The following is an 18,178-nucleotide window of genomic DNA, read 5'->3' as shown; positions in this document are numbered from 1 at the left end:
CCAGCAACTGGCCGGGGATTGTGCCCACCCGCCCCCCTCACCGCCAGCGGGCGCCGCCCGCGCGGCCCCGGCGCGCGGCGGCCCCGCCACGACGAGGGGCCTTGCTGACCTGGGTGGTCATGGTCAGCCGACCACGGCCTCGAGGTTCGCCTGGACCGAGTCGAGGATCTGCTGCGGGTCCCCGTCCTTGAGCGTCTCCAGCTGCGCGTTGAAGTCGGAGATCACGTCGTTGGCTCCCTCCTGGTTGGGCGGGAACTGGGCGTAGTCGGCACCGGCCAGGAAGGCCGTCAGGTCGGGGTTGGCCTCCGTCCAGGCATCCGCCGCGGAGGAGATCGACGGCATCGGGCCGAACGCCTCCGAGAAGGCCAGCTGCTGGTCGGTCGAGGTGAGGTATTCGACCAGGTCGAGCGCCGCCTGCTGGTTGGGGCTGTCTGCGGCCATGCCCCAGCAGTTGGTGAACTGCAGGGTCCCCTTGCCGCCGGGTCCTTCCGGCAGCTCCGCCACCAGGTAGTTCACGTCCGGGAAGTCATTGCTGAGCGCCCCGCCGATCCAGTTGCCTTCGATCACCATGGCCGCCAGCTGCTTGCCGAAGGCCTCGCCGCCCCACCCGGCTCCCACATCCGCGGCGTAGGCGAATGTGCCGTCCTGGAGGTGCGTCTGAACGTAATCGAGAGCCTCGAGGTTCTCGGGGCTGTTCGCCACGGCCTGGCCGTCTTCGACCATCGCGCCGCCGGCCTGGGCCATGAAGGTTCCGACGCGCTGGTACTCGGCACCGAACGCGAGTCCCACACGACCGTCGGTCGTCAGGGTCTTCGCGACGGCGGCCAGTTCGTCCCACGTAGTCGGGACATCGGCCTCAGTCAGGCCGGCAGCCGTCCACAAATCGGTGTTGATGATCAGGCCCAGCGTCGAGAAGTCCTTCGGCGCGCAGTAGAAGTCGCCGTCGACGGTGAAGTTCTCCACGAGCGAGGGGTAGAAGTCGTCCTTGTTCTCGAGCTGGTCGCCGTAAGCCATGAGCGAGCCGTTGCCGGCGTATCCGGCGATGACGTCGGGCGACAGGTAGAACAGGTCGGCCGGCGTGCCGGCGGCGAAGCCCTGCGACAGCTGCTGATTCAGGTCGTTGGCGACTGAGACCTTCGCCTCGACGCCGGACTCGTCCGACCACGCCGCGACGGCCTCCTCCACGGCCTTGGTCTCGGCCTCGCCGCTCGAGCCGATCAGGATGTTCAGGGCGTCGTCGGAGGACGTGAGCTCACCGTCGCCGCCCGCGCTGCCCGAATCGTCGAAGCCGGAGCCACCGCATCCGCTCAGCAGCAATGTGCCCGCGATCGCAAGTGCGCCGGCACCCCCGATCGCACGAGTCTTCCTTGTCATGTCTGTCTCCTTCGATAAACACCGGGCGCGGCCTCCGGGGGGTCGAGGGCCACGGAACCGTCTGGGATACGTTCATCCTTTGAACGATCAAATCCGGTCGCTACAGGCAAGCTACGATTCGTCGCGCGGGGATGTCAACCCCTTGCGCGGTACTGTGTCGATAACGATTTGAACGTTCCGATGCCTGATTCCACGAGGGGATGCCGATGAGCAAGCCACCGACCGTGGAGGACGTCGCCCGCGTGGCGGGCGTCTCGCGGCAGACCGTATCGAACGTTCTGAATTCCCCCGCGATCGTGCGGGAGGAGACCCGCGAGAGGGTCCAGCGCGCGATCGCCGATCTCGCGTACCGGCCCCACGCGGCCGCCCGGCGCCTGCGCACGCGCCGCAGCTCGACGATCGGCATCCATCTCGATCCCTACCTCGGGGGCATCTCGGGCGTGATCCTCGACAGGTTCGTGCACGCCCTGACCGAGCGCGCGAGCGCGCGCGGCATGCGCGTGCTCATCTACAGCGCCCGCACCGCCGAGGAGGAGATCGAGCGTCTGGCGGACCTGATCGACGGCGCCGAGGTCGACGCGGTCGTGGTGACCGGCACATTCTTCGGCGACCCTCGGACGGGGTGGCTCCTCGAGCGGGAGGTGCCGTTCGTGTCGTTCGGCCGTCCCTGGGGAGGGGAGGACGTCTACCGTTCCCGGCACACCTGGGTCGACGTCGACGGCGCCGCCGGCACCCGCGCGGCCACGCAGCATGCGATGAGCACAGCCGGACCGCGCGTCGGGTTCTTCGGGTGGCCCGCGGGCAGTGGAACCGGCGATGACCGCGAGCGCGGCTGGCGAGAGGCGATGGCGGATGCCGAGGCGACCGGTCCCCGGTTCGAGTCGGTCGACGGGCTCGCTGTCGCGCGGGAGGTCATGTCGGCCGCGTTCGCCGACCCGGCGATGCTCGCCGGCCTCGACGCGCTGGTGTGCGTCAGCGACGCCCACGCTGTCGGCGCACACCTCGCCGCTGCCGACGCCGGGCGGCGGAGCCTGCCGGTGATCGGCTTCGACAACACGCCGGTGGCCGAGGCCCTCGGCATCTCGAGCATCGAGCAGTCGCCCGAGCTCGTGGCCGCAGCCGTGCTCGATCTGCTGATGGGCACGACGGGGCAGGCCGTCACCCTGCGCGAGCGGGCGTCCGCACCGGAGCACGTGCTGGTGGAACCGCGCCTCATCGTCCGCTGACGCCGGCGCCGCCGATGCGGCGCGTGAGCTCGGCCGCCGCCGGCCCGATCAGCGCAGCCAGTGCGGCGGGATCGTTGCGCGTGTCCTCCGGATAGGTGAGGGCGATCGCGGCGATCGGCCAGCCGGTGTGATCGACGACGGGCACGCCGACCGAGCGCAGCCCGAGCGTGATCTCGCCATCCTCGGTGGCGTAGCCGTCGCCGCGCACGCTGCGCAGCAGCTCCCGCAGTTCGCCCGGGCGGGCGGGGCCGCGCCCGGTGCGGTCGGCGAAGGAGGCCGCATCCGGGTACAGCGCGCGCACCTGCTCGCGGGGCAGGGCGGCCAGCATCGCGCGGCCCGTGGCCGTGAGGTGAGCGGGGAGGCGCACTCCGACGTCGGTCACGAGGGTCGGGCGACGCGGGGCCCGCTCCTCGACGATGTAGAGCACGTCGCGCCCGGTCATGACCGCCAGATGCGCACTCTCGCCGGCGCGATCGGCGAGGGCGGCGATGAGGGGACGCCCGAGGCGTGCGAGCGGCTGCTGACGCGCGTAGCCGCCGGCGAGCTCGAACGCCGCCGTGCCGAGTCCCCACCGCCGCTCCGCAGACAGGTGCACGACGAAGCCGTGCTCTGCGAGCGTCGCGAGCAGGTGATAGACGCTCGATCGTGGGACCGACAGCTGGGCGGCGATCGTGCTGGCCGCGAGAGGGCCTCGCTGCCTGGCGAGGAGCGACAGGATGCGCAGCGTCTGGTCTGCGGCGGGGACCTGCGGGGCGCGCCTCGGCGAGTCGGGGGTGTGGAGCGGAGCCGCGTTCGGCGGCGCTGAATTGTCTGGCATGACAGACACAGGATGCCACGGACCTCTGTTTCGCGCGACCTTCCGGGTGTGGAATCGGTCCATGACCACCGTCACGGACTCCCTCACCGTCACCGTCGGCGCCGCACCCCTTTCCGCCGAAGACGTCGTCGCCGTCGCCCGCCACTCTGCGCGCGTGCAGCTGGATGCCACCGCGCTCACGCGGGTGGCGGCATCCCGCACGCTCGTCGACGGCCTCGCGGACGATCCCGAGCCGCACTACGGCATCTCGACGGGATTCGGGGCGCTGGCCACGACGTTCATCGCCACCGAACGCCGTGCGCAGCTGCAGGCGAGCCTGATCCGCTCGCACGCGGCGGGCACCGGCGCAGAGGTCGAGCGGGAGGTCGTCCGCGCGCTGCAGCTGCTGCGCCTCCAGACGCTCGCGACCGGGCACACCGGGGTGCGCCCGATCGTCGTGCAGACCTACGCCGCGATGCTGAATGCCGGAATCACGCCGATCGTGCGCGAGTACGGTTCGCTCGGCTGCTCGGGTGACCTCGCTCCGCTCTCGCACGTGGCGCTCGCCGCGATGGGGGAGGGCGACGTGCGCGACGCCGGAGGCGATCGGGTGCCCGCCGCCGATGCCCTCGCGGCGGCCGGGATCGCGCCGCTGCTTCTGCGCGAGAAGGAGGGCCTGGCGCTCATCAACGGCACCGACGGCATGCTGGGGATGCTGCTGCTGGCGGTGCACGACCTGTCGGTGCTGCTGGAGACGGCCGACATCGCAGCGGCCATGTCGATCGAGAGCCAGCTGGGCACCGACGCGGTCTTCGCCGCCGACCTCATGGCGCTTCGTCCTCAGGTGGGGCAGGCGGCATCTGCGGCGAACCTGCGGGCTCTGCTCGCGGGGTCGCCGATCGTGGCCTCGCACCGCGACCCGGCCGTGTGCACGCGCGTTCAGGACGCCTATTCGCTGCGCTGCGCGCCGCAGGTGCACGGCGCGGCGCGCGACACGGTGGAGTACGCCCGCACGATCGCGTCCCGTGAGCTGTCATCCGCGGTCGACAACCCCGTGATCACCGACGACGGCCGGGTCGAATCCAACGGCAACTTCCACGGTGCGCCGATCGCCTACGTGCTGGACTTCCTGGCGATCGCGGTCGCCGACGTCGCCTCGATCTCCGAGCGCCGCACCGACCGGGCACTCGATCAGACCCGCAGCCACGGCCTGCCGCCCTTCCTCGCGCACGAGGTCGGCGTGGACTCCGGCCTCATGATCGCGCAGTACGCCGCGGCGGGGATCGTCTCCGAGCTCAAGAGACTCGCTGTGCCGGCATCCGTCGACTCGATCCCGTCCTCCGCGATGCAGGAGGACCACGTCTCGATGGGATGGGCGGCCGCGCGCAAGCTGCGCCGCGGCATTGACGGGCTCGCCCGTGTGCTCGCGATCGAGGTGCTCACCGGTGCGCGGGCGATCGACCTGCGGGCGCCGCTGGAGCCCGGGGCGGCGACCGGTGCCGTCCGCGACCTCGTCCGAACCGTCGCGCGAGGACCGGGACACGACCACTTCCTCTCACCCGACATCGAGGCGGTGACCGAGCTGGTGATCTCCGGCCGGGTCGCCGCTGCCGCCGAAGGAGCACTCTCATGAGCCAGACCACCGACGCCCGAGTCGTGCGCGCTGCGCGCGGAAACGTCCGCACCGCCAAGAGCTGGGGCGCCGAAGCAGCCAAGCGCATGCTCATGAACAACCTCGATCCGGAGGTCGCCGAGCACCCCGAAGACCTCGTGGTGTACGGCGGCACCGGCAAGGCCGCGCGCAGCTGGGAGGCGTACGACGCGATCGTCCGCACCCTCGACGAGCTCGAGCCCGACGAGACCCTGCTCGTGCAGTCCGGGAAGCCGGTCGGCGTCTTCCGCACGCACGAGTGGGCGCCGCGTGTGCTGATCGCCAACTCCAACCTCGTGGGCGACTGGGCGACGTGGCCGGAGTTCCGGCGGCTCGAGCAGCTCGGCCTCACGATGTACGGGCAGATGACTGCCGGGTCGTGGATCTACATCGGCACCCAGGGCATCCTGCAGGGGACGTACGAGACCTTCGCCGCCGTGGCGCGGTCGCTCGGCCGGGATTCGCTGGCCGGGACGTTGACCCTGACGGGAGGATGCGGCGGAATGGGCGGCGCGCAGCCCCTGGCCGTGACCCTGAACGGCGGAGCGGTGCTGATCGTCGACGTGGACGAATCGCGCCTCGCGCGGCGCGTGGAGCACGGGTATCTGGACGAGTACACGACCGACCTGGATGAGGCCGTCGCCCGGGTCGTCGCGGCGCGCGAAGCGGGCGCGGCCCTGTCGGTCGGCGTCGTCGGCAATGCGGCGCTCGTCTTCCCGGAGCTGCTGCTGCGCGGCACCCCGATCGACATCGTCACCGACCAGACGAGCGCGCACGACCCGCTCGCGTACCTGCCGGTCGGGGTGGACCTCGAGGACTGGCGCGCGGAGGCCGAGCGCGACCCCGAGGGCTTCACCCTCCGGTCGCGGGGGAGCATGGCCAAGCAGGTCGCCGCCATGGTGGGATTCCAGGATGCCGGCGCCGAGGTCTTCGACTACGGCAACTCGATCCGGGCGGAGGCGAAGCTGGGCGGCTTCGACCGGGCGTTCGAGTTCCCGGGATTCGTCCCGGCCTACATCCGACCGCAGTTCGCCGAGGGCCGCGGCCCCTTCCGCTGGGTGGCGCTCTCCGGCGACCCCGAAGACATCCGCAAGACCGATGAGGCCGTGAAGGCGCTCTTCCCCGACAACGCCCCGCTGGTCCGCTGGCTGGACAAGGCAGGGTCCACCGTGCACTTCGAGGGCCTTCCGGCGCGGATCTGCTGGCTCGGCTACCAGGAGCGGCACCTCGCGGGGCTGAAGTTCAACGAGATGGTCGCCTCCGGTGAACTGGCGGGGCCGATCGTCATCGGCCGTGATCACCTCGATGCCGGATCGGTCGCCTCGCCGTATCGCGAGACCGAGGCGATGGCCGACGGCTCGGATGCGATCGCGGACTGGCCCCTCCTCAATGCGCTGCTGAACACCGCGTCGGGCGCGTCCTGGGTGTCGATCCACCATGGCGGCGGCGTGGGCATCGGACGCAGCATCCACGCCGGGCAGGTGACCGTCGCCGACGGCACGCCGCTGGCCGCGGAGAAGCTCGCGCGCGTGCTCACGAACGATCCGGGCACAGGGGTCATGCGGCACGTCGACGCCGGCTACGACCGCGCGAAGGATGTCGCGCGCGAGCGCGGCCTGAAGGTGCCGATGCTGTGAGCGCGACGCTCATCACCAATATCGGCGAGCTGACGACCAACGTCGCTGCGGCCGGTGATCCGTGCGGCACGCTGCGCGACGCCGCCGTGCTGATCGAGGGCAGCCGCATCGCCTGGGTCGGATCGGCCGCCGATGCCCCTGCGGTCGACCGAGCGACGACGGTCGACCGTGAGACGACAGGCGACCGTGAGACGACGGGCGACCGTGAGACGACATCTGCACGTCGAGACGGTGGGCAATACCCACAGTCTGGACGTGCAGATGTCGTCTCACCGTCCGCGACGGCGGTGGTGGATGCCGGGGGCCGCGCTGTCATCCCCGGGTTCGTCGATTCGCACACCCACCTCGTCTTCGGAGGCGACCGCGCCGACGAGTTCGAGGCGCGCATGGCAGGGATGCCCTATGCCGCCGGTGGCATACGTCGCACCGTCGCCGCGACGCGTGCGGCGACCGACGACGAGCTGCGCCGCCGGCTGGCGGGGTTCGTCGCCGAACTGACCGCGCAGGGCACCACGACCTTCGAGGTGAAGACCGGATACGGCCTCACGGTCCACGACGAAGCGCGGCTCGCGCGGCTCGCCGCCGAGGTCACGCCCGAAGTCACCTTCCTGGGCGCCCACGTCGTGCCGCCCGAGTACGCCGACAGCCGCGAAGACTACGTCGAGCTGGTCTGCGGCGACATGCTGCAGCAGTGCGCCGTGCACAGCCGCTGGATCGACGTCTTCTGCGAGCGCGGGGCGTTCACGCCCGAGGAGAGCCGGCGGATCCTCGCGGCGGGCGTCCTGCGCGGACTTCTGCCCCGGGTGCACGGCAACCAGCTCGGCCTCGGCGACGGCGTGCAGATCGCGGTCGCGCTGGGCGCGGCATCCGTCGACCACTGCACCTATCTCGACGACGCGGACGTCGCCGCGCTCGCGGGCAGCGGCACCGTGGCGACGCTGCTCCCGGGCGTCGAGTTCTCCACCCGCCAGCCGTATCCCGACGCGCGCCGGCTCATCGACGCCGGGGTGACGGTGGCGCTCGCGAGCGACTGCAATCCCGGATCCAGCTTCACGAGCTCGATGCCGCTCATGATCGCGCTCGCCGTCCGCGAGATGGGCATGACCACCGCCGAGGCCGTCTGGGCCGCGACCGCCGGGGGTGCGCGGGCCCTGCGTCGTGACGACATCGGCGCGATCGCGCCGGGCCTTCGGGCCGACCTGGTACTGCTGGACGCGACGTCACGCACCCATCTGGCCTACCGACCCGGCGTGCCGCTGGTCCGCACGGTCTGGAAAGACGGCGCGCACGCCTGACACGTCATGGCCACCCGGATCCGTGGAGCTCTGCAGACCGCAGCTCAGCGGGAGGGCGAGTCGAAGGTCCAGTCCACCGGGTCGACCGCGTTGACGACCTGCCAGTCATCCTCGTCCCACGTGAAGGTGGCGACGGCGCACGTCGGCATGTGCGCGATCCCCCCTCCGGACAGCTGCTCGGCCAGGTCGGTCATGCCGGGATCGTGCGCGACCACCATCACCTTCATCGCTCCGCTCGCCGCCGCTGCGGCCAGCAGCGTGCGTGCGGGCGCGCCGTACAGGTCGGGCTCGAGGCTCACCGCAACGTCCGACTCCGCGCCGAAGGCCTCGGCCGTCGTGCGCGCGCGCAGCGCCGTGCTCGAAAGGATCACCTCCGGGCGGAATCCCGTTTCCGCCAGCGCTCGGGCCATCCGCGGCGCATCGCGCAGGCCGCGATCATTGAGCGGACGGTCGTGATCGGGCAACGCCGGGTCGCCCCAGTCAGATTTGGCGTGTCGCACCAGAACGAGTCGGATCATGTGCGCGTCCCCAATCCTGCGAGCAGTTCGAGCACGCACAGCGCGGCGAGCCGCACGGTGCGCTGATCGGCGGCATCGGCCGTCGCATCGACCTCGACGATATCGGCCGAAGCAAGCCGCCCGTCGTGCGCGGCCGCGCGCACGAGGGCGCGCAGCTCCGAGGCCGCGAGACCTCCCGGCACGCTCGCCGGGCATCCGGGGGCGACGGAGCGATCGCACACGTCCACATCGGTGTCGAGATGGATGCCGCCGCCTCCCGCGCCCGCAACCTCGAGCGCCTGCGCCATCACCTCGGCGACGCCGCGAGCGCGCACCTCGTCCAACCCGATGACGGTGATGCCGTAGTCGGAGGCGCGGCGGGCGTAGTCAGCGGAATTCGCGAAGTCGGCGATGCCGACCTGCACGATGCGCCGGGGGTCGAGGCCGTCCTCAATGAGTCGCCGCACCGGAGACCCGTTGGAGGTGCCGTCGCGCAGGTCGAAGTGCGCGTCGAGCGTGATGAGGCCCCGTGCGCCGACGCCCTGAGCTACCCCGTACGTCGCGCTGTTGTCGCCGCCGAGGGCGACCACCAGCCGCGCCCGCGCCGCCGCGGCACCGGCGAGAACGCGCACCGCCGCCTCGCCGTCCGGCCCATCCGGTTCGGCGACATCGCCGGCATCCGCGATTCGCAGCGCGCCCAGATCGACCGGACCGTTCATGAGCGCCGGGCTGTAGCGGCGCAGCGCCTCGCGCACCGCCGCCGGAGTCGCGTGCGCGCCGGTGGGCGAGAGCGACGTGCGCCACGCGGGCACGCCGATCAGCGCGAGGTCGACGTCGCCGGCGAAAGCGTCGAGGGCCGGCCAGTCCCCGGCGCGGGGCCAAAGAGCGTCATGCGAGAGGGCCACGTTCCGACGCTACTCCGGCCGGATCAGACTGCGACGTAGACCCACCCGGCGCGCCCGCTCTGCAGGTGCACCTCGATGCGGCGATACAGTTCGACCTCGTACTCGTCCGCCGCGTCCAATTCGTCCTGGGTCACCCAGAGCACCTTGCCGGTGACCTTGTCCAGCGCGCTGCCGGTGGGCCGCACGATGGGGTGCACCGACAGGCCCGAGAGGTCGACGACGCGCGGATCCTCGATCTCGGCGTAGTCCACGGTGTAGCCCGGCAGCGCGTCGTCCTCCACGCGCAGGAGACGCCCGAACGTGTCGAGCTGCACGGCGGGATCCTGCAGGGTGCCGTAGCTGAAGAGGAGCTGATCGGGGTCGGCCACGCGCTCAGGCTACTCCGCGCGATCGGGCCCGCCGAGGGCGTGTGACGTACGGTGACGCAGTGTTCACCCCCGGGAAACGCAGGTGCCCGCTCAGCCGAGCAGCGCGTGGGCGATCGTGAAGATCGCAAGGCCCGCGAGCGCGCCCACCACGGTGCCGTTCAGGCGGATGTACTGCAGGTCGCGGCCGACCATCAGCTCGATCTTCTCGGTGGTCTCGGCGGCATCCCACCGCTCGACGGTGTCGGTGATGATCGAGGCGATGTCGTGGCGATAGCGGCCGACGAGGAACACGGCGGCATCGGTGATCCAGCCGTCGACCCGCGCCTGCAGGACGGTATCCGTCGTCAACCGGACGCCGACTTCGCGCAGGGCCTGCGCGGCGCGGCGGCGAAGGCCGCTCTCGGGGTCGGCGAGCGAGTCCAGAAGGCCGGCCTTGGCGGTGTTCCAGGCTTCGGCGGCCAGCTCGCGCACACGAGGGCTGTCGAACAGGGTGGCCTTCGCCTCTTCGAGGCGGGCCATCGTCGCCGGGTCGTGCTGCAGGTTCTCCGAGAGTCGGTTCAGGTAGCCGTCGATCGCGATGCGGGCCGGATGCCGCGGGTCGTTGTGCATGGCGGCGACGAACTTCACGGCCTCGTTGTAGACCGTGTCATCCACCAGCCGTGAGGCGACGGAGGGCACCCAGGCCGGGAGCCGCCGGGAGACGAGTCCCGAGAACGACGCGCGGTTCGCTTCGAGCCACGCGCCGATGCTGTCCACCGCAAGGTCCACCGCGCCGTGGTGGGCGCCGGATTCGACGATGCGGCCGAGCCAGCCGCCGAGCGGCGGACCCCATTCCGGCGAGATCAGATGCTTGCGGGCGAGGTCTTCGATGACATCGTTCACGTCGTCATCGCTCAGGGCGCGGAGGATTCCGGCGGCCATGAGGGAGCCTTCCGCGCCGACGCGCTCGGCGTGCTCGGGAACGCTCAGCCACTCGCCCAGACGCACGGCGATCGCGGTCTCCTCGAGCTTCGTGCGCACGACGTCGCTGCGCAGGAACTCGGTCTCGACGAATTCGCCGAGGTTCTGGCCGATCTCGTCCTTCCGGTTCGGGATGATCGCCGTGTGCGGGATCGGGATGCCGAGCGGATGCCGGAACAGCGCCGTCACGGCGAACCAGTCGGCCAGCGCACCGACCATCCCGCCCTCCGCGAAGGCGCGGACGTAGGCGAGAGGCGGGTACTGCTCCTGGAAGGCGAAGGCGATCACGAACAGCAGCGCCATGAAGATCAGGGCGCCGAGCGCGACGCCCTTCATGACCCGGAGGCCTCGACGTCGCTCCTGGTCGGCGGGGCTCAGCAGCGCCGTGGGGGTGCGGGTCATCACGACAGCATCGCATGCCGTTCATCGAGCGTGCTCGCCGCGCTCTCAGGAAGAACCCACCGCGCCGGCGCCTCTGGGCGATCTGTCGCGTGATTTCTCCTGAGTCCGCCACGCGATCCGCGCCTCACCACTTCTCCCCACCCCGCGCGCGAGCGAACGTGTCCCCAGATCCTGGCGGATCGGCCAGAAAACACTGCCTCCCGGCGAACATCGCCTGCATGTTCGAGATCCCCTTGCCCCCCGCAGACACGCGCCTGTCGACCGCCGATCTGCGGGCGCTCGGGATTTCGGAGCGAGGCATCGCGCGGCTCGTCCGGGATGGTCTGCTCGTGCGGGCACGAGTCGGGACGTACATGCGGGCGGACAGCCATCCGCTCGCTCTCCAGGCGCTTGGCGTGGGAGGACGTCTTGCGTGCGTGTCCGAGCTCCTGCGCCGGGGCGTGTTCGTGCACGGCGGTGCGGGCGAGTTGGCGGGGGAGCGGGCGGGTGTGCATGTGCAGGTGGAGCTGAACGCGAGCAGGCTGGGCCTGCGACCGGACAAACGCGGGTTGCGGCTGCACTGGGTGGCGCTTCGGCGCCAGGTGCACCCACGGGCGGCATCCGTCGACCTCTTCGACGCGTTGGTGCAGAGCGCGGCATGCCAGTCGCCGCGCGCCTTCATCGCCTCCGTCGACTCCGCGCTGCATCTGGGCCTGCTGAACCCCGACGATGTCGATGCCCTGTTCGCGGCGCTGCCCCGCCGATTCCGGAGGCTGCGCGGCCTCGTGGATGGTCGCGCAGAGTCGGGTTCGGAAACCCTCGTGAGGCTCATGCTGCGCGCACTGGGCCGCCGGCCCGACCTGCAGGTCGTGATCCGCGGAGTCGGGCGCGTGGACCTGGTCGTCGATGGCTGGCTGGTCATCGAGTGCGACAGCAAGGCATTCCACAGCAGCTGGGATCAGCAACGCGAGGATCGGCGCCGCGACCAGGCCCTCGCCGCTCTCGGCTATGCCGTCTACCGGCCCATCGCTGAGGACATCCTGTACCACCCCGATGTCGTGGTCGCCGCACTCAAGGGCCTCCTCGCCCTGCCGATGCGGCGGCGCACGTAGCGCTCCGCCGATGAGGCAGCGGTAGGCGCAGCGCTCTCAGGAAGAATGCGCCCCGGCACCGGCAGACGGCCCCGACACGACAGATGATCCTGAGAGCGCCGCGCCGAACCCGGCCGACTCAAGACTCGATCGGCCCCAGCCACGCGCTCGCGACGGTCGCGTGCGCCGATTCCGGGTCCGAAGGATGGAACATCCCCGCCAGCACGTCGCGGTACAGGCGGCTCAGCTCGCTCGAGGAGAAGTACGACGATCCCCCGGACACGAGGATCGCCTCATCCACCACGCGCTTGGCCATGGTGACCGCGCGGTGCTTGACGCCCGAGAGCAGCGAGAACCACCGGGCCCCGTGGTCGGCGCCGGCGTCGACGTCGCGGCTCAGCGCGGCGATCTCGGCCGGCAGCGCGTCGTACGCGAGCGCCATCTCGGCGATGCGCCAGCGGATGTCGGGGTCCTGGCTGTAGGCGAGCCCGGTCTTCTTCGACCGCCGCGTGCCGGCGGTCTGCACCGCGAGCTCCAGAGCCCGGCGAGCGATGCCGGTGTAGACCGACGCGAGCAGGATCTCGAAGACGCTGAAGATGCCGAACACGATCGGATCGGGGTTCGGTCCCGGCGGGATGCGGCGGACCACCCGAGCGGCCGGCGCGATCGCACCGCGCAGGTTCGTGGTGCGCGACTGCGTGCCGCGCATGCCCAGCGTGTCCCAGTCGTCCTTCACGGCGATGCGGCCCTGCGCCTCCTCCGATCGCGGCACGAACGCGTAGACCATCCTCGGACCGTCAGCCGATGCGGTGTCCAGGCCGTGCAGCCCCAGCTGCGTCCACACCGGGGAGAGCGTCGTGAAGATCTTCGTGCCCGTGAACGCGTACGAGCCGTCCGCGCCGGGAGCGGCATCCGTGTCGCTGCCGAAGAGCACCAGATCGTTGCCGGCCTCGCTGATGCCGAAGGCGAACACCTCTCCTGCGACGGCCCCCTCCTGCACGAAGCGCAGGTCGTCGATGCCGCGATCGGACAGCACCTTCGCCACGCCGGTCCACACGAGGTGCATGTTGATCGCGAGAGCCGTGGCGGGGGCTGCGCCGGCGAGGCGCTGCTGCAGGACGGCGGCGTCGGCGAGGGAGAGCCCGCCACCGCCGAGCTCGCGCGGAACGAGGATCGGCAGGTAGCCGGCGGCGGTCAGGTCGGCCAGGTCCTGCTCGGGAAAGGTGTTCTCGCGATCGTGGACGGCGGCGCGGTCGCGGATCCGGCCGATCAGATCGTCGGGAAGGATGCCGGTCGGATCGAAGTCGCTCACCATGCCATTCTCCCTTCGCCGTGCCACGATAAGCGCAAGACGTGAGGAGTCGCCGTGTCCCGCCTGACCCAGACGCTCATCCCGCCGGCGCAGCGGCAGACCGTCGACGCGCTCAACGACGCTCTGGACCTCGGTCATGGCGACACCCTCAGCAAGCGCACGGGCTTTCTCATCATGCTGACGCTGGCGGGGATGATCGCGATCGCCGGCGTGCTCTCCGATTCGACGGCGACGGTGATCGGGGCGATGATCATCGCCCCGCTCGGCACGCCGATCCTCGGAATCGCCCTCGGCATCGTGACAGGGCATCTGAGCCTGGTGATCCGCTCCATCCTGTGGGTGCTCTCCGGCGTGGTCATCGTGGTGGTTCTCGGACTGCTGTTCACGGTGTTCGTGGCCACCCCGGAGAGCCTCGCCGCCAACTCGCAGGTCACCGGTCGCACGTCACCGAGCCTCATGGACCTGATCGCCGCCCTCGCGACAGGCTTCGCCGGCGGCTTCGCGATGTGCCGCAAGGATCTCAGCGCGGTCCTTCCCGGAGTCGCCATCGCCATCTCGCTCGTGCCGCCGCTCGGGGTCGTGGGCGTCACCGCCGGGCAGGGACTCTGGAACGACGCCCTCGGAGCTTTCGTCCTCTTCCTCTCGAACGTCGTGGCGCTCGTGATCGCCGGCAGCATCGTGTTCACCATGGCCGGCTACGCCCGCGACCCCGCGTCTTCGCAGGTCGCCAACCGGCGCCGGGCCTACATCGTCGTCACGGTGCTCGCGCTCATCGTGACGATCCCGCTGGGTGCGAATTCCGTCGTCACGATCGCGCTCGCGCGGTGGGGTCTGACGATCCAGGACGTGGCGGCGGACTGGCTCCAGGACGAGAGCGGTGCCCGGGTGTACGAGGTCGAGTGGAGCGGACTGAACGCGACCCTCGACATCACGACCGATGACGGCCAGGTGCCGCCCCTGGACGACCTGCAGCATTCCCTGTCCACCGCGGTGCCGAGCTTCGTCGGCGTCGTGATCGACGTGGGGCAGGGCGTCGAGTACGTGGTGCAGTAGACCGACTGGATGCGCGGCCTATCCGCCGATCGCCGTCAAGAACTGGGCGATGGTGGCATCGGCCTTGTCCCGGTGCGGAGAGTGCCCCGCTCCCGTGACGACCGACATCGTGACCGCCGGGTTGGTCAGCACCTGTGCGGCGAGATCGCCCGTGAAGATCGAGTAGACCTTCGGGTCGGAGCCGATCACGTGGGTCGGCACGGACAGCAGGGACGCGGCATCCCGCACGTCCCACGCCGCGTTCTGCACGCTGGTCTGCTCGACGGCCCAACGGCTCGCCTGCTGGGCCGACAGGGCCTTCAGCTCGATGTCGTGCGGGTGCCAGTGCGGGTGCTCAGCCCGCACGGCGTCGATCGTCGGGTCGGCGAAGGATCGCTCCTGGCTCGTGCGCACGATCTCGCGGTCACGGGGCGCGAGATGGATGGCGGGATCGACCAGCACGAGCCGTTCGGTCCATTCGGGGTCGGATGCCGCGACCACGGTCGCCGCGGCGCCGCCGAGCGAGTGCGCCACGACGAGGTCCCACCCGCCGTCGCCGTGCGGCCGCGTCGAGGCAAGGTCTGCGGCATACGCCTCGATCGAGTACTCCAGGGCGCGAGGAGCCGTGCCGTGCCCGCGGAGGTCGACGGCGTCGGCGCGCCAGCCGGCCTCAGCCAGTGCGACGCCGAAGCGCCACATCAGCGCGCCGTTGGAGCCGAGCCCGTGCACGAGCAGGGCGCGGCGATCCGAGGCCGGATCGCCCCAGGAGAGGCGGGGCAGCGTCACGGGTGCAGGCATGGAGCCAGCTTACGAGCGGCCCGAGCGGCCTTCGCGCCGGGCCATGATGGTGAGCATGATCTCGACGGAATCAGCGATCGCCCTGCGGGACGCGGGCTTGGTGTGGCATCCCCGGTCCGGGGACCGCTTCCAGCTGAACGAACCCGAGTTCGAGGCCGACGTCTTCACCGTCAGCGAGATGACGATCGAGCCCCGGGACTACCCGACCGGCCGCATCCTCGCCTTCAACGGCACCACCGAGTGGGCGCTGGATTCCGTGGCCCTGGAGGACGCGCTCTGGCTGCCGCACGAGAGCCAGCTGCGCGAGCTGCTGCGCGGAGCCTTCCGGTCGCTGCGGCGGCTCGCCGATACACATCAGGTCGAGATCGTGGTGGGCGAGGAGACTTTCGTGTTCGAGCACCCCGAGCCGGCCGACGCGTATGCGCTCGCCGTGCTCGAGCTGCTGCGCCGCATCGCCTGAGCCGGCGCTCACGAGCCGCGGCTCACACGCCGATCGTCAGCGCCGCCGTGTAGCCGGCCGTCACTGATCCCGACATGGTGGCGATCTGATGGATGCCTCCGTCGTCGCCGAACACGTTGTCGCTCTGCAGCGAGATCTGCGACGCGTTGCGGACACTCTGCTCGTAGCCGCTGGTGGCGTAGACCTGGGCGTTCGCCTCGTCGGGCAGGGCGATCTGGCTCGTCTTGACGATGGGCCCGGACGCGACCGCGGTCGCCACGTCGTCGTAGACCTCGAAGTGGATGTGCGGCCATCGGCCTGAGTAGCAGGCCGGGTAGATCGACGTGAAGGAGACGGTGCCGTTCGCATCGGTCTGCTGAACCCCGCGCAGGTAGTTCTCGTTCTGGGCGCCGTTCGAGTACAGCGAGTAGCGCCCCGACTGGTCGCAGTGCCAGAGGTAGACCCCCTTGCCCACCAGGGCGGCACCCGTCGCGGCATCCCGCACGGTCAGCGCGATCGTCAGCGGAACGCCGGCGGCGACGGTCGTGGACGACCCGAAGCTCGTGCGGATGTCGCTGCGGACGATGCCGGAATCGTCCAGCACGTTCACCCCGTTGGAGCCGTCGCCCGGGTACGGTCCGCCCGTCTCGTCCGGGACCTCGGAGAGGGGTTCGGATGCCGCCGCCGTCGCGCTCGGCGAGGAGGTGGGTGTCGGGGTCGCGGTCGCCGTTGCCGTCGCGGAGGTCGAGGCGTCGGCATCCGTCGGCGTTACGCCGCACGCCGCCAGCAGCGAGGTCAGCGTGAGGCCGCCGAAGATGCCGAGCGCGCGGCGCCGGTTGATGAGGGTCTGGACGTCGTAGACGAGGCCGCGGTGGTCCTCGTCGATCACGTCGCCGTTCTGGTCGATCCAGCGTGTGTCGTCGGTCATGGATCCATTGCAGCCCGGTGGCCTATGCGCCTGCTATGACGCGGCTATCCCTTGCTCAGGTGATCGTGCCGACCGGCTCGGTGTCGGGGATCGGACTGGGGTCGCGGTGACGCAGATCGGGGAACGAGCGCACGCACGCCACGGCGACGACCGCGCCGACGACCGCGAAGGCAGCAGCAGCCCAGTACGCACCCTGCGGGCCGACGCCGTCGATCAGGAACCCGGCGATCGCCGACCCCGACGCCGCGCCGATCAGCTGTCCGGTGCCGATCCATCCGTAGGCCTCGGCGGTCTCGCTGAATTTCACGCTCGCGCTGGTCATGGCGAACAGGACGGCGAGGGCGGGGGCGATGCCGATGCCGGCGAGGAACAGCGTGCCGCCGATCCAGAAGATGTTGAGCGAGAGCATCGTGAGGGTGAGGCCGACGGCCACGATCGCGAGGCGCCGCGCCATCGCCCACTGCCCGATCGGGATGTGGCCGAACGACAGGCCACCGGCGAGGCTGCCGACGGAGAAGATGGCGAGCACGATCCCGGCTTCGAGGCCCCCGTGATCGAAGGTCGCCACAACGCCCGCCTCCACCGCGGCGCACGCGCCGATCAGCAGGAATCCGATCACTGTCGCCAGGAGCACCTGCGGTTTGGCCAGCACCTTGCCGAGGCCGCGGCGACTGCGGGGGATGCGCACCCGCCCGACCTCGGGAGAAAGGATGAACCATGCGCCGCCGCTGATCAGGATCGCCACGATCAGCAGCAGCGCCTGAACTGTGCCGACCTGCGTCGCCACCACGGTGATCACCACGGGGGCGACGATCCAGATGACTTCCTGCAGCGACGCGTCGAACGAGAACAGCGGTGTGAGCTGGCGCGAGTTGACCATCTTCGGGTAGATCGTGCGGACGGCCGACTGCACCGGGGGAGTGGAGAGTCCCGCGATCAGTCCGAGCACCATGTACACCGGGACGACCGTCTCGAACAGCGCGATCGCGGTGATCGCGCACGCGCAGATCGCGAGCGTCGTGGTCAGCACGCGCCGCATGCCCCACACGCCCATCCACCGGCTCGTGACCGGGCCGGCGATCGCCTGACCCACCGAGGTCGCGCCGAGCACCAGACCCGCCGCCCCGTACGAGCCGGTGACGTACTGGATGTGCAGCAGGATCGCCAGGCTCGTCATGCCGTTCGGGAAGCGCGCCGTGAGCTGCGCCGCCATGATGCGCGCCACTCCCGGCGTGCGCAGAAGATCCCGGTAGCCCGCCACCCGTCAACGCTAGCGCCCGCTCGCGCGCGGGGTCGGCCCGCCGTCCGGGCAGCGCGGGCGACACGCCGCGACACGCCCAAGACTGCATTCCACAGGCCGATCCGATGTCGGAGGGCGCGCGTACGTTCGGGGCTGTGGACAGATGCGGCCGGGCATCGCGAAACCGGCGTGATTCAGGGTTTTTCCAGGTTCGCAATCGGTCGGCATCCTGTGGATGAAACGGTGGA

At 70.7% G+C, this 18,178-nt stretch carries 17 protein-coding genes; 7 read left to right on the top strand and 10 right to left on the bottom strand.

The annotated features are described in order from the left end of the window. Positions 1–123: 123 nt before the first annotated feature. Positions 124–1,374 carry an extracellular solute-binding protein gene (locus tag RWQ91_RS16255; RefSeq protein WP_314508129.1) on the bottom strand — a complete coding sequence of 417 codons (1,251 nt, stop codon included), beginning with the start codon at positions 1,372–1,374 and terminating at the stop codon, positions 124–126. A gap of 206 nt (positions 1,375–1,580) precedes the next feature. Here RWQ91_RS16255 and RWQ91_RS16250 point away from each other — a divergent pair, with 206 nt between their 5' ends. Further along, the gene (locus RWQ91_RS16250; protein WP_314508127.1) at positions 1,581–2,600 is read left to right on the top strand and encodes a LacI family DNA-binding transcriptional regulator; all 1,020 of its coding nucleotides are present in this window, start codon (positions 1,581–1,583) and stop codon (positions 2,598–2,600) included. Here the strand turns inward: RWQ91_RS16250 and RWQ91_RS16245 are convergent. After that, the gene (locus RWQ91_RS16245; protein WP_314508125.1) at positions 2,587–3,417 is read right to left on the bottom strand and encodes an IclR family transcriptional regulator; all 831 of its coding nucleotides are present in this window, start codon (positions 3,415–3,417) and stop codon (positions 2,587–2,589) included. The two genes, RWQ91_RS16250 and RWQ91_RS16245, sit on opposite strands and share 14 nt — an antisense overlap. A gap of 61 nt (positions 3,418–3,478) precedes the next feature. Here RWQ91_RS16245 and hutH point away from each other — a divergent pair, with 61 nt between their 5' ends. The 3 genes from hutH to hutI are packed head-to-tail and all read left to right on the top strand — an operon-like array spanning position 3,479 to position 7,979. Continuing rightward, the gene (hutH, locus tag RWQ91_RS16240) at positions 3,479–5,029 is read left to right on the top strand and encodes a histidine ammonia-lyase (RefSeq protein ID WP_314508123.1); all 1,551 of its coding nucleotides are present in this window, start codon (positions 3,479–3,481) and stop codon (positions 5,027–5,029) included. Next, the gene (gene hutU, locus RWQ91_RS16235; protein WP_314508121.1) at positions 5,026–6,684 is read left to right on the top strand and encodes a urocanate hydratase; all 1,659 of its coding nucleotides are present in this window, start codon (positions 5,026–5,028) and stop codon (positions 6,682–6,684) included. Before hutH ends, hutU begins: the two co-directional genes overlap by 4 nt. Continuing rightward, positions 6,681–7,979, top strand: a complete 1,299-nt coding sequence (gene hutI / locus RWQ91_RS16230; protein WP_314508120.1) for an imidazolonepropionase — start codon at positions 6,681–6,683, stop codon at positions 7,977–7,979. Before hutU ends, hutI begins: the two co-directional genes overlap by 4 nt. Before the next feature lie 44 nt (positions 7,980–8,023). On the opposite strand, the gene RWQ91_RS16225 is transcribed toward hutI, so the two are convergent. From RWQ91_RS16225 to RWQ91_RS16210, 4 genes are all read right to left on the bottom strand, one after another. Beyond that, positions 8,024–8,497 carry a histidine phosphatase family protein gene (locus RWQ91_RS16225; protein WP_314508119.1) on the bottom strand — a complete coding sequence of 158 codons (474 nt, stop codon included), beginning with the start codon at positions 8,495–8,497 and terminating at the stop codon, positions 8,024–8,026. After that, positions 8,494–9,381 (bottom strand): arginase family protein, encoded by an 888-nt coding sequence (locus RWQ91_RS16220; protein WP_314508118.1) that lies wholly within the window; start codon positions 9,379–9,381, stop codon positions 8,494–8,496. The genes RWQ91_RS16225 and RWQ91_RS16220 overlap by 4 nt, the downstream gene beginning before the upstream one ends. Positions 9,382–9,404: 23 nt before the next feature. Then, positions 9,405–9,749, bottom strand: a complete 345-nt coding sequence (locus RWQ91_RS16215) for a gamma-glutamylcyclotransferase family protein (protein WP_314508117.1) — start codon at positions 9,747–9,749, stop codon at positions 9,405–9,407. A 90-nt stretch (positions 9,750–9,839) separates the two neighbouring features. Beyond that, positions 9,840–11,111, bottom strand: a complete 1,272-nt coding sequence (locus tag RWQ91_RS16210; RefSeq protein ID WP_314508116.1) for a DUF445 domain-containing protein — start codon at positions 11,109–11,111, stop codon at positions 9,840–9,842. Between the two features lie 218 nt (positions 11,112–11,329). Here RWQ91_RS16210 and RWQ91_RS16205 point away from each other — a divergent pair, with 218 nt between their 5' ends. After that, positions 11,330–12,202 (top strand): type IV toxin-antitoxin system AbiEi family antitoxin domain-containing protein, encoded by an 873-nt coding sequence (locus RWQ91_RS16205; protein WP_314508115.1) that lies wholly within the window; start codon positions 11,330–11,332, stop codon positions 12,200–12,202. Between the two features lie 118 nt (positions 12,203–12,320). Here the strand turns inward: RWQ91_RS16205 and RWQ91_RS16200 are convergent, their stop codons facing one another. Beyond that, positions 12,321–13,496: an acyl-CoA dehydrogenase family protein gene (locus RWQ91_RS16200; protein WP_314508114.1), complete on the bottom strand. Its 1,176-nt coding sequence runs from the start codon at positions 13,494–13,496 to the stop codon at positions 12,321–12,323. A 51-nt stretch (positions 13,497–13,547) separates the two neighbouring features. On the opposite strand from RWQ91_RS16200, the gene RWQ91_RS16195 reads away from it, so the two are divergent. Next, positions 13,548–14,546 carry a TIGR00341 family protein gene (locus RWQ91_RS16195; RefSeq protein ID WP_314508113.1) on the top strand — a complete coding sequence of 333 codons (999 nt, stop codon included), beginning with the start codon at positions 13,548–13,550 and terminating at the stop codon, positions 14,544–14,546. An 18-nt stretch (positions 14,547–14,564) separates the two neighbouring features. Here the strand turns inward: RWQ91_RS16195 and RWQ91_RS16190 are convergent, their stop codons facing one another. Further along, positions 14,565–15,323: an alpha/beta hydrolase gene (locus tag RWQ91_RS16190; protein ID WP_314508112.1), complete on the bottom strand. Its 759-nt coding sequence runs from the start codon at positions 15,321–15,323 to the stop codon at positions 14,565–14,567. 55 nt (positions 15,324–15,378) lie between these two features. Here RWQ91_RS16190 and RWQ91_RS16185 point away from each other — a divergent pair, with 55 nt between their 5' ends. Then, positions 15,379–15,783, top strand: a complete 405-nt coding sequence (locus RWQ91_RS16185) for a pilus assembly protein CpaE (protein WP_314508111.1) — start codon at positions 15,379–15,381, stop codon at positions 15,781–15,783. Positions 15,784–15,805: 22 nt separating this feature from the next. Here RWQ91_RS16185 and RWQ91_RS16180 read toward each other — a convergent pair whose 3' ends face one another. Together RWQ91_RS16180 and RWQ91_RS16175 are read right to left on the bottom strand one after the other, a co-directional pair. Then, positions 15,806–16,690, bottom strand: a complete 885-nt coding sequence (locus tag RWQ91_RS16180; protein WP_314508110.1) for an intradiol ring-cleavage dioxygenase — start codon at positions 16,688–16,690, stop codon at positions 15,806–15,808. A 55-nt stretch (positions 16,691–16,745) separates the two neighbouring features. Further along, positions 16,746–17,951 carry an MFS transporter gene (locus tag RWQ91_RS16175; RefSeq protein WP_314508109.1) on the bottom strand — a complete coding sequence of 402 codons (1,206 nt, stop codon included), beginning with the start codon at positions 17,949–17,951 and terminating at the stop codon, positions 16,746–16,748. Positions 17,952–18,178 lie beyond the last annotated feature (227 nt).

Origin of the sequence: uncultured Microbacterium sp. (assembly GCF_963524805.1) — a bacterium.
In the GTDB taxonomy this organism is placed as follows: Bacteria; Actinomycetota; Actinomycetes; order Actinomycetales; family Microbacteriaceae; genus Microbacterium.
This window is presented reverse-complemented; position numbering and strand designations above follow the sequence as displayed.

What these genes read in the sequence shown, in the direction of transcription:
- RWQ91_RS16180 (WP_314508110.1), bottom strand. Translation starts at nt 16,690, where the DNA reads ATGACCGACGACACACGCTGGATCGACCAGAACGGCGACGTGATCGAC.
- hutH (WP_314508123.1), top strand. Translation starts at nt 3,479, where the DNA reads ATGACCACCGTCACGGACTCCCTCACCGTCACCGTCGGCGCCGCACCC.
- RWQ91_RS16200 (WP_314508114.1), bottom strand. Translation starts at nt 13,496, where the DNA reads ATGGTGAGCGACTTCGATCCGACCGGCATCCTTCCCGACGATCTGATC.
- RWQ91_RS16185 (WP_314508111.1), top strand. Translation starts at nt 15,379, where the DNA reads ATGATCTCGACGGAATCAGCGATCGCCCTGCGGGACGCGGGCTTGGTG.
- RWQ91_RS16245 (WP_314508125.1), bottom strand. Translation starts at nt 3,417, where the DNA reads ATGCCAGACAATTCAGCGCCGCCGAACGCGGCTCCGCTCCACACCCCC.
- RWQ91_RS16210 (WP_314508116.1), bottom strand. Translation starts at nt 11,111, where the DNA reads ATGACCCGCACCCCCACGGCGCTGCTGAGCCCCGCCGACCAGGAGCGA.
- hutU (WP_314508121.1), top strand. Translation starts at nt 5,026, where the DNA reads ATGAGCCAGACCACCGACGCCCGAGTCGTGCGCGCTGCGCGCGGAAAC.
- RWQ91_RS16255 (WP_314508129.1), bottom strand. Translation starts at nt 1,374, where the DNA reads ATGACAAGGAAGACTCGTGCGATCGGGGGTGCCGGCGCACTTGCGATC.
- RWQ91_RS16225 (WP_314508119.1), bottom strand. Translation starts at nt 8,497, where the DNA reads ATGATCCGACTCGTTCTGGTGCGACACGCCAAATCTGACTGGGGCGAC.
- RWQ91_RS16250 (WP_314508127.1), top strand. Translation starts at nt 1,581, where the DNA reads ATGAGCAAGCCACCGACCGTGGAGGACGTCGCCCGCGTGGCGGGCGTC.
- RWQ91_RS16190 (WP_314508112.1), bottom strand. Translation starts at nt 15,323, where the DNA reads ATGCCTGCACCCGTGACGCTGCCCCGCCTCTCCTGGGGCGATCCGGCC.
- RWQ91_RS16205 (WP_314508115.1), top strand. Translation starts at nt 11,330, where the DNA reads ATGTTCGAGATCCCCTTGCCCCCCGCAGACACGCGCCTGTCGACCGCC.